This window comes from Nostoc sp. (genome assembly GCF_036917235.1).
GTDB lineage: Bacteria > Cyanobacteriota > Cyanobacteriia > Cyanobacteriales > Nostocaceae > Nostoc.
The window spans coordinates 69,314-79,552 of record NZ_JBALDU010000096.1 but is presented as its reverse complement, the minus strand read 5'-3'; the positions used below and the strand labels follow the sequence as shown (position 1 = coordinate 79,552).

Sequence of the window (10,239 nt, the reverse complement as noted above, 5' to 3'; positions counted from 1 at the left end):
AAGACACTCAAGAAATACTGATGAAAGACTTACACACAATTACCGTCACTCTCGAAAGCATATAACCGCTTGATGAATCGCCATTGTTGCGATCGACACGTAACCAAAATAACGCAAATTTCAAACCATGAATTCAGATGCTTCTCTTCAACCACAATCCAATCCGGATTGGAAATTTTACCTGACTTGGCATTCCTGCGAATATTCAAAAGCACTGATTGATAAAGCTTTGTCAATTATGAGTAAGCAGGAATTCCCAAATGCAGAGCTTTATGAAGAAGCAAGAGAACTGATATTAAGTGCCTCTAGGTTTTTGGCAGAACAAGGACATTTGATGTAGAACCGCCTGACGATCGCAACTGCGATCGCGCTAACCACAGCGCGGGCTACCTGACACAGTAGCCGAAACGGTGGCAATAACGCCACCGTCGCGGGTTGTGTCCAAAGCACTCGTACAGTACATATCACAGCAGTTTAGGGCTTTTGGTTAGAATCAAGCTTTTAGGCTTTTTCTCCTTCACAAGCTCGGCTGCTGTAAGTGCGCTGTTCCCTCCCTATGCGCCACAATTCGCACTGTGGCATTGCCTTGAGAGTGAATTAGGCTCAACGGCCTTCGGGTGATTCATAGGCATTGCATCAGGGAAACAATAGAACCACCCAGAGGAGAACTGAATGATTAGAATTTTAGGACTTGATGTAAGCAAGTCCTCTGTTTCTGCTTGCCTATTAACTGAAAAGCCAGAAGTGCCACGTCAATTTTATTATGAATGTCCGTTCAATTGTTTTAGCGCCAATGCCCAAGGAATTAAACAGTTGTTGGAGCTAAAGCCGGACATTGCAATTATGGAGCCAACTGGAGTTAACTACAGCAAGATTTGGGGTACACATTTAGCACGAAGCGGGGTAGAAGTCCGGCTCGTGGGTCATAAAGAATTAAAAAATTACCGAGCCAATCAGCTTGCATTGCCTGATAAGGATGATGATGCAGATGCTTTGGCATTGGCTTGCTACTATTTTGATTACCACCCAGACCAACGCCGATTTCTTCAAATTCGCGATCGCGAAATAGTCAGAATTCGCGAGTTAGTGCTGAGGCTGGCGCACCTTAACCGCGTTCAGTCCCCGATCGTGAATCGTGCGCGTCAGGATTTGGCGTGGCAGTTTCCAGAAGTTGCACTAGTAAAGTCCCGGCGGGGTGAATCAGGTGATGTTCCCTTGCTATGGGGTTGGCTTGCTGGAATTCGGAAAAGTACCCGCTATGACCGCCTTTACAAAAAAACTGTGGGATTGGGCATTACCGACACTGTTCGAGAACACGCAAAACGCATCTGTGACCTCCAGCGTGAGGAACACGTCATCGAGGCAGAATTACGAGAATTGCTTACTGATTCTCGGTTTGACCATTACCGCACAGTTTTTAAGCAGTTTGGGTTTGGCGATCGGCTTTCTGCGGTGATTATTTCCCAAATTTACCCCATCGAAGGATTTTTAGATGCTTCGGGGAAGCCAGAAGTACGGATACTCAAGGGGCGAAACTCTAAAAAACCCACTAAGCGGCATCTTTCGTTGAGAAGATTTCAAAAAGCATTGGGGGAGGCTCCCTCAATGGAGCAATCGGGTGATAAAAAGAAAACTAAAGTTGTCGGTGGGTCTGACTTATGCCGGAAATCGCTCTGGCAGTGGGTGTATACCCGCATTGAACCGAAGCGATCGCGCCTCAAGAATGATATTGGTAAAACTTTGGGCGAACAGTTAGATACTGAAAAAGCGGCGGGTCGTCCAGTGAAACTGGTTAGGAATCGTGTTGCAGCCAAAGCAACGCGGTTCTTGTTCAGAGAATTAGTAAAATTCTGTCCAGTGGACGCGATCGCAAATCCATCGGACGATAAATTACTAGAGTGAAGGAGATATGCATCTGCAAAATCTTGGAGCGATAAGAGATAGCAAAGACAACAACGTTTTTGACACCACCGACTTTGATGAAGGCTATCTTGGCCCTTACGTTTGGGACTTGCGACGGATGGCAGTCTCCATTCTGTTGGTAGCTAAAAAGAATGGTCTTAACTCAACTGATGCTGAGGATGTTGTGCGAAATTTCTTGGATGCTTACTTCAATAAGATGAATGACTTTAAGGGAAGCAATGATGAACTGTCATACCGTTTAGAATCCAGCAATACGAACGGTGTGGTCAAAGATTTAATTCAAAAGGGATCACAGAAGAGCCGTTCTAAGTTTTTAAAAAAGTATACAGTGCTAAATAACAGTAACAATCGCCTCTTCAAGACAGCCTCAAAACTCCAGCCTGTGTCCAGCAGCACTTATTCTGACATTGTTGGGGCTATGAGCAGCTATATCGCCTCAATCCCTATCAGTAAGCGCTACAACGACAGTTACTATACTCTCAAAGACATTCGGCTTAAATTAAGTTCAGGTGTTGGTAGTCTTGGGAAGTACCGATATTACTTGCTGATTGAGGGGCCAAGTTCAGCAACCGACGACGATTGCATTTTAGAGATGAAGCAGGAAGGCAGTAGCGCAGTTGCGATCGCATCTCCAGGTCTGCTGCCGAGTTCAGTCTACGGAAACCAAGAAGGGGCAAGGGTGGCAATCACTACGAAAGCGATGTTATCCAATCTCGATCCCTTGGTTGGCTATACTACTGTCAGTAGAATCCCCTTTATGATGCGTGAAAAATCACCCTACCAAGTGGACTTTGACTATAAGTTGTTAACCAGTAAGTCAAAATTCATGGATGCGATGGGGTACGCAGGGAAGGTGGTTGCAAAAAACCACGCAATCTCCGATCGAGACTATGATGCTGCGATTATTCCTGTCAGTGTTGATAAAGAAGTGACTGATATTGTGAGTGGTAATAAAGGTGTATTCAAAGACGAAATTTTTAACTTTGCAGTGGACTATGCAACTCAAGTCGAATATGATTACACAAGTTTTGTAGATGCTTATAAACAAGGGGTGAAACTCTACTAGAACATTGATTCAGTATTCAGAGATTGTTTTAATCTACACCAACATCAAATAATTGCTCTAAGAGGGTGTTTGAAAAGCGACTAGAAGTCACGGCTACACAGACTTGTGTTGAGCGGAGTCGAAATACAAAACCCACCTACGTGGGTTAAAGAGTTTGATTTTGTGTTAGTCCGCGCAGGCGGACTTTGCTTGTGTAGCCGCGATTTCCAATCGCTTACAGCCAAGCGCGATCGTATTGAACAGGCCAGAGTTTATCGTGTCCAAGCTGTTTGGCTGCCAGATGTGGCCAGTAAGGATTGCGGAGTAGTTCGCGTCCTAAAAGGACTATATCAGCGACTTCTGTACGAATAATCTCGTCAGCTTGTTCAGGGGATGTAATTAAACCCACGGCTCCTGTATGAATATTAGCTTCGCGGCGGATGCGTTCGGCAAACTGAGTCTGATAACCAGGTTTAATTGGGATATGAACGCCCGGTATGATACCGCCTGATGAAGTGTCGATCAGATCGACTCCTAAAGATTTGAGTTTGTCACTTAAAGCAATACTTTGATCAATGTCCCAGCCATCATTATCTACCCAATCGGTGGCAGAGATGCGTACCCAGAGTGGATGTGTCTGGGGCCAAACTTCTCGGACTGCTTGAACTACTTCTCTGAGCAGACGAGTCCGGTTTTCAAAGCTACCACCATAATCATCTTGACGGTGGTTAGAAAGGGGTGAGAGAAATTGGTGCAGTAGATAACCGTGGGCAGCATGGATTTCAACTACCTTAAAACCAGCTTGTAGAGAACGTTTGGCAGCTTCGACAAAGGCGTTAATAACTTCTTGAATTCCCTCAAGACTGAGGGCTTCTGGAACTGGGCTATCTTGGCTAAAAGCGATCGCACTACTCGAAACTAAGGGACGCCAACCTTCCTGAGATTCATCTAATGCTTTCCCTCCTTTACTCGGTTTGGCAGTGCTGGCCTTTCTACCTGCATGAGCAAGTTGAATACCTGCAACAGCGCCAAAGTTATGAATTAATGCCACAGTCTTGGCTAAAGTTTCGATATGTGAATCTGACCAAATTCCCAAATCTTGCGGGCTAATGCGTCCACGCGGCTCCACGGCTGCCGCTTCTGTGAACACTATACCTGCACCGCCAACTGCGCGAGAAGCTAGATGAATAACGTGCCAATCATTAGCATATCCATTTGTACTGGAATATTGACACATCGGTGAAACGGCGATGCGGTTGCGAAAAACAACTTCACGAATCTTAAATGGTTCAAATAGATGTGCCATTGATATTAATTCCTTCTCTTGCTACGTAAAATAAATTGGGGAGGGATTTGCAGCATGAATTCGATTTCGCATTATTTTGCATTAATTAAATAGAGAAGTCAAAAATCAGAACGCAATCAGTGGGGAATTTAGATCGACCACTTGATAATTTCCCACCAAATTCAAAATTTGGTGGGAGACTTAAACCCTTACTCTCAGAGCCGAATTTACCGCCGTAGGTGTAGCAGTAGTTCTTGCGTAGGGCAGTATTCCTCCAGCCGACGCTCTCTACGAGACACTGCGCGTAGCTTGCTTCTCTGTAAAAGTATGCGGACTCGCTACCGCTACGCTATCCTGCCTTACGCAAGAACTACCTCTTTTGTTAAATATTTGTTGAATGACTAGAGTCATCATAGAGATTTGGATAAATAGGCTGATCGTCAGGCTTTTGAGACTGCAATTCCCAGATATCGCGTTTTCCTCGTTCTTGATCCACTAATAACTGTAGATGATCTGGTAATTTAGTCGTTTGCGAAATTGACCAAATATCTTCACCAAATAATTCTTTTTCAATTTTTCCAGAAAACATGATTTGACCTCCATGAATGTTCAGTTTTAAGTTTAGTAACTCCTCATTTAGGAAAGACGAAGTAACAAAATTGTCATTCTTCATTCTTTCGCTATCTTTAAAATACAGGTACTATTCGCCCTTAATACTGCTTGTTAATAAAATCTCTAACTTGTGCATTGTTAAGTAACTTTTTGTTACGGATATTATCGATGGTATCGCGTCCTGTGAGGGCAATAATCCGTTGAAAAAAGGCGATTGCATGAGCGCGATCGTTACCAAATTTGTCTACTCAAAATTAAATGCAAATCCAGGGTCAGAAATCAGCAAAATTGCCTGACTAGCAGCTTACAGAATAGATTTCTTGCATAAATCAAATGTCCTCACCCTCAATCTCTCTCCCAAGCTGGGGAAATTACGTATCAAGCGCATATAATCATGAGCTTCTTATAGCGCGACGATTAGGACGCCCTTCATCATTTACGAGGCAACCATTACCAGAAGGTGCTGTTGCTCCACTGGTACCGCAGTCGCCTTTATCTACGAGTATCATTCTTACCCCTTGAGCAGCAGCATTCCAAGTTGCCCAAGTTGCTGATGGGCCACCGCTTTTGATTAGAACATCAGTCTCTAAATTCAGTTGCGAAGTCGAACTATTACCTGACTCAGATTGATATGTACTCACGATTACATCTCCTAAAAAGTTTACTTGGCACTAATTTTTGAGTTTATTGGCTAACCCACCTAATTCTCTATAAAATACAAAAAGTGTATCGGACTACCGTAGTATATAGTTATGAGATTTACATAGATTGTGCTAAAAAACAAGAGGCTATTAAAATTTATTGATATTCCTCTTGAATAAAATGCAGCCTGTGGCGAAAACTTTCTTAAAAAAGTAAAGGACAAGAACTATACTTGTCCTCAATGGTTAAAATAATATATTCTGCATCGAATAAGAGTTAAATGAGACAGGGTAAAACTTTTAGCTTAACAAGCTTGCTATGCATATTATAGTTAATGTAAAACTAGTATTTGATTTTTGAAATGCACGTAGTGGACTGTCTAGGCAAAATAGTGCATTAGACGTAGGTTGGGTGGAGCGGAGCGCAACCCAACATATAGGAATCCTATCTGATTTCTGAACAGAATTTCAGATGAAACCCTGATGAGATGGGCTTTTCAGTTTCAGTATTTTTTCAAAAATCAAATCGGAGTCCTATAGTTGCTCAATTAAAACTTCACGAAATAAGTATTTGTTGGTAATGTTTGGGCAGTTCCTACGTTTGTAGCCAAGTCATTTCTTTTATTATCTGTTTTGATTACTGCAAACTTATCAGTAAATAGCAATACTTCACCATTTCCCGGTGTTACCCAAGCGTGGCGAGTCATTAGGTTTTTGGAGACAACTAAAAGAGATGCATCTCCACGGTAAGGCGAGATGGGTTTACCCATGAAGGTTTGATTATCTCTATTGGCGATCGCATAAGCAGCAGAAGAACCCACAAAAATTTTACTGCCATCTGAGTAAATAGTTTTAGGAAAATTGCTACTGCCGTCTCCCATCCCCGCACTTGTAGGCCTTCTTGGAATACTTAGCTGTCCACCCTCCACAGTAAAATTAGTCAGATTAACAGTTCCTATATATACCTTTGTTTCGTCACGGGTTTGTGCAGCATTGGTATAGGAGTCTGTTGTTACCAAAGTCTTTGTTAATAAGTCTTTGCCATTCCACCTATAGATTGAGTTACCCCCATAAACTGAACCAAGGACATAAAGCTTGTCTTCAACAATATGTAATCGGTTAAGTCTTGTGTCTGCCATATCGTGAGCAAGATCGGCAGAATTGTAGCCCCAAAGCTTACCTTGATTATTTCCTGCTAAATTTGCCAAAGCAAATATTTTTGCTCCGTCGAAAACCATCCGGTAGAGAAAAGCTATCTGGACGGGAATACCTAACCTCTTTTGTTGCTGGTAGCCACTAGTGTAGAGATACCCGTTTTTATACTCAAAATCCATTACCTCAGTTACGCCATAACTCTGTTTGGCTTTAAAGTTGAGGTTTTTGTCATAAATTGATAGGGTATTTGCAGACTGGTAAATAATCCAATTTTGCAAAAATTTTACCCGTGTCTTTAAATTAGCTGTATTGCTAACTATTTTTTGCCTAGTTCCGTCAGTTTTTATTTTTACTAGTCCTGTTGGAACAGCTAAGACATAAGTTTTGCCGTCAATTGCTACAATGTCACGAGCATCGTAATTAGAGTTTGGGATTAGTTTTTTCGTCCCATTACTTTCTACTTCCCATACACCTTCAGTATTGATGACCGCAACTTTGCTGCCGTTAGTGCAAGCTGCTCTTGGCGAAGAAATATTAAGATATGTAGCTAAAGCGGGGGTAGAATAATCAAACATTGTACAGTTCCGATAAAGTGGACTGAAAAATATTGGCGCTCAATTAAGAGAAAAATTTTGGGTGTTTTTGCGCGTTTTTAACCTAAACTCGTCTTCAAAAGTGCAAAAAATATCGGCTACGGTAAACTCAAACTCAAAGGTTGAGTAATCCGCAAAATATGCATATCTGCAAACATCGGTAAAATTAGAATTGAGTTGTTTGTGGTTATGTCGTAGCGATAACCTGTTAATTGGAGAAAAGTAACTTCAATTAATTTGCCTCTGAGCCTGCTTTCTAATTCAACAAATACTTCACCGAGACTTTCTGCCCCAGCTCACCCATCTGCTTTAACATCCCCTCAATCTTTTGCATAGCTAGAGATGAAGGCTTGGCATGTCTTTTCTCCCAACGGTTTACCGTCGAATAAGTTATACCTAAAGATGCTGCAAACTGTTCTTGGGTAAGACTAGTTATGCCACGAAATTCACGGATGAGCTTTCCAACTTCCGGTTGCTTGATTAGCAAAGGTTTCTTAATGGTCATTTAGCTAAGAACGCACCTGTTAATCTGGCGAGTGATATGTATTTCGCTACATCCTATTGGGGCTAATGCTGAATTGATAGGCGAAAATATACTAGAATTTTTATACTTTCTTGATTTGCTAACCAAGTAATTACACGTCGGTAGATACGGTATTTCCTAATGAAACTCCCAAGGAATCACATTACGCAACGAAATAAGCATCCTGTTGTCAAGAAGCAGTTAAAATCAATATCTGTTGAAGAAGAAGTCAGAATGGGCTAAACCTTAGCTATCCGCTAACAGGAGTCAGAATCAGGCTATTACCATTGTGAAAAAGGGTATTTTACTAAATTGCTGTTGAAATATCTGGAGTCATCAGAAACTTCTTGTCCAATCCAGTTCGGTAATTCAATTTGCTGATTTTCATCAGTGAGTTCAACTTCTGCTAATATCAGTCCTTTATTAACACCATCAAACTCATCTATTTCCCAAATCAAACCACCAGACTCTATTTTATATCTGGTTTTTTCTATAAAGGGACGTTGACATAATGTCTCAAGTATTTCTTGAGCATCTTTAACAGGAATAGGATATTCAAACTCTAATCTCGAATATTTAATATTAGGGCCTTTAATGGTCAAATAACTTTTTTCACCTACTATACGTATACGTACAGTTGCTTTGTCTTGTGTAGCAATGTATCCTTGACGATATACACTACCTTCAGCTAATCCTCTCCAGTTATCTCCTCTCACTAAATATTTACGCTCTATTTCTTTCGCCATTTTATTTACCAAATTCTCTGCTTTTTTATATCACAAATAATATAACAATCCTAAATCTATTTACAACAATGTGTGTGCAAGTATTACAAATTAGAGTGAAGTTGCTGAAGTATTAATATTGACTTGATAATTAGCGATCGCTTCTACTGTAGTACGATAATTTACATTGTGATGACAATTTGATGCTATCTGCACTAAGCGATTGCAACTAGCAGTAAATTCGTCATTTTATCCCACTTATTTCAAGGTGCAGCAAATTGAAAAGACTTTTAATCCACCATACCTATGCTCAATCACTAGCCCTGAATTAAAACATTTGTATAAGAACTCACAAAATTTTCTTGTTTAATTTGTTCTTTTGCTAAAGCCAATGCTTGATGAGCATTTTTAAACTGTGTTTCATCTGTAAATTTATGCTCAAAATTCTTTAAATAAGCTTCCAGATACCGAATACGTAAGTGTGGGTCGGCCGGATTCTGAAGAAAAGGGAGGTCAGCTTCAACCATGAACCGGATAGCCAACAAGGGGATGGGGCTACGAAGTGGACGAAAATTTGGGTTGTGCAGACCAGGACTTTCATTACGTTTATGAAATTCTCCTATCATCAGTCCTGACTCAACAAACAAAGGTTTAAGTTTTTGTTGGACACTATCTACTACTTTAGAAGCGTCTTCTATATGGATGTCAGGAAAAATAAGTAAAAAAGCTTTATTAATTGCTAATTCCTGCTCTTTAACATCTATTTGCAGAAATATATCTCGATAGCGTCCAACAATTTCTTCTAATTGTTCTGGATACAAATCTTTTGTGTGAATAACTGCTAAACGAATACTATTTGATTTGAGGGAGTAAGGTACAAAAGGGCAAACTGCGCCGGGTCTACCTAAGTTAGGATGAGACCTTCCTAAAAAATTTTTCACCCACTCCATAATTTCAATTAAGGCAGAAAGGTCTTCGTGTTGCTGGAGTTGTTCAATTTCACGAGTTGTATAGAGTTGCATAAGCTTGAGTGAAATGGAATAATTGTTTAATTCTGAATCCCAAATTAGTTTTACCTACATATGTATTGTAAAACTAATTATTTAAGTAAATAAAACAAGCCCTTTGTTGTTGATTTTTGGTTCATCTGTGGCTTGCAGAAGATAACAACGATCTCCCATTTGGTTTTGTGGACTTAAGGTAAGTTACCTCAATACATACACAAACATATTTCGCATCAAATAACTTGTTTTCATTTGTTTTGAAATTAGTTTGTAATATGTTAGCTTCAGAACTAATATTTGAATCTTGAAATACGTGTAGGGTGTGCTACAGTTTGCTAACACACCCTACAATTAATTGACAGAATTTTTCAAAAATAATTTACGAATTCTATAGGATACGTATGTATCATCATTATTCGGCATCTACTCCTAGTTTTTTACACTCTTAAGCTTCTGTTATTTTTATGAATACATTATAAATTTTATGTGTAAATAGTTATTTTTACTATGAAAATTTGGTGTAGATTTAACAGCAACTTTAGGGCTACTATCAAGGCAATACACTTGTAGTAAATAAAAAGTTTACATAGAATTGCTACAAGGCTAATTGTATAAGCTGTATATTAATCTACAGCATATTTGGTTTCAAAATAAAAATCAAAGGGGGAGGCAGAATCAGCGGCGACTTCTACCGTTTATATCCCTATTCTTAAGTAAGCTACTCACAAAATTA

General features: G+C 40.2%; 10 protein-coding genes. 2 read left to right on the top strand and 8 right to left on the bottom strand.

The window, feature by feature from the left end:
- Positions 1-270: 270 nt before the first annotated feature.
- Entirely contained in the window at positions 271-468 is a 198-nt protein-coding gene (locus V7K44_RS27355) for a hypothetical protein (RefSeq protein ID WP_334936290.1), read from the bottom strand.
- Between the two features lie 204 nt (positions 469-672).
- On the opposite strand from V7K44_RS27355, the gene V7K44_RS27350 reads away from it, so the two are divergent.
- The gene (locus V7K44_RS27350) at positions 673-1,902 is read left to right on the top strand and encodes an IS110 family transposase (RefSeq protein ID WP_334936288.1); all 1,230 of its coding nucleotides are present in this window, start codon (positions 673-675) and stop codon (positions 1,900-1,902) included.
- Between the two features lie 7 nt (positions 1,903-1,909).
- On the top strand, positions 1,910-2,989 hold the full coding sequence (locus V7K44_RS27345) for a DUF2252 domain-containing protein (RefSeq protein WP_334936286.1): 1,080 nt from the start codon (positions 1,910-1,912) through the stop codon (positions 2,987-2,989).
- Between the two features lie 214 nt (positions 2,990-3,203).
- Here V7K44_RS27345 and namA read toward each other — a convergent pair whose 3' ends face one another.
- From namA to V7K44_RS27310, 7 genes are all read right to left on the bottom strand, one after another.
- Positions 3,204-4,274 carry an NADPH dehydrogenase NamA gene (gene namA / locus V7K44_RS27340; protein ID WP_334936284.1) on the bottom strand — a complete coding sequence of 357 codons (1,071 nt, stop codon included), beginning with the start codon at positions 4,272-4,274 and terminating at the stop codon, positions 3,204-3,206.
- A 361-nt stretch (positions 4,275-4,635) separates the two neighbouring features.
- The gene (locus tag V7K44_RS27335) at positions 4,636-4,842 is read right to left on the bottom strand and encodes a hypothetical protein (RefSeq protein ID WP_334936282.1); all 207 of its coding nucleotides are present in this window, start codon (positions 4,840-4,842) and stop codon (positions 4,636-4,638) included.
- A 415-nt stretch (positions 4,843-5,257) separates the two neighbouring features.
- Positions 5,258-5,506 carry a hypothetical protein gene (locus V7K44_RS27330; protein ID WP_334936280.1) on the bottom strand — a complete coding sequence of 83 codons (249 nt, stop codon included), beginning with the start codon at positions 5,504-5,506 and terminating at the stop codon, positions 5,258-5,260.
- 548 nt (positions 5,507-6,054) lie between these two features.
- Entirely contained in the window at positions 6,055-7,236 is a 1,182-nt protein-coding gene (locus tag V7K44_RS27325; RefSeq protein WP_334936278.1) for a hypothetical protein, read from the bottom strand.
- A 274-nt stretch (positions 7,237-7,510) separates the two neighbouring features.
- Positions 7,511-7,759, bottom strand: coding sequence for a helix-turn-helix domain-containing protein (locus V7K44_RS27320; RefSeq protein WP_334936276.1), 249 nt, complete (start codon positions 7,757-7,759; stop codon positions 7,511-7,513).
- A 299-nt stretch (positions 7,760-8,058) separates the two neighbouring features.
- Positions 8,059-8,523 carry a CYTH domain-containing protein gene (locus V7K44_RS27315; protein WP_334936274.1) on the bottom strand — a complete coding sequence of 155 codons (465 nt, stop codon included), beginning with the start codon at positions 8,521-8,523 and terminating at the stop codon, positions 8,059-8,061.
- 296 nt (positions 8,524-8,819) lie between these two features.
- The gene (locus V7K44_RS27310) at positions 8,820-9,524 is read right to left on the bottom strand and encodes a DUF6875 domain-containing protein (protein ID WP_334936271.1); all 705 of its coding nucleotides are present in this window, start codon (positions 9,522-9,524) and stop codon (positions 8,820-8,822) included.
- Between the last annotated feature and the right edge of the window lie 715 nt (positions 9,525-10,239).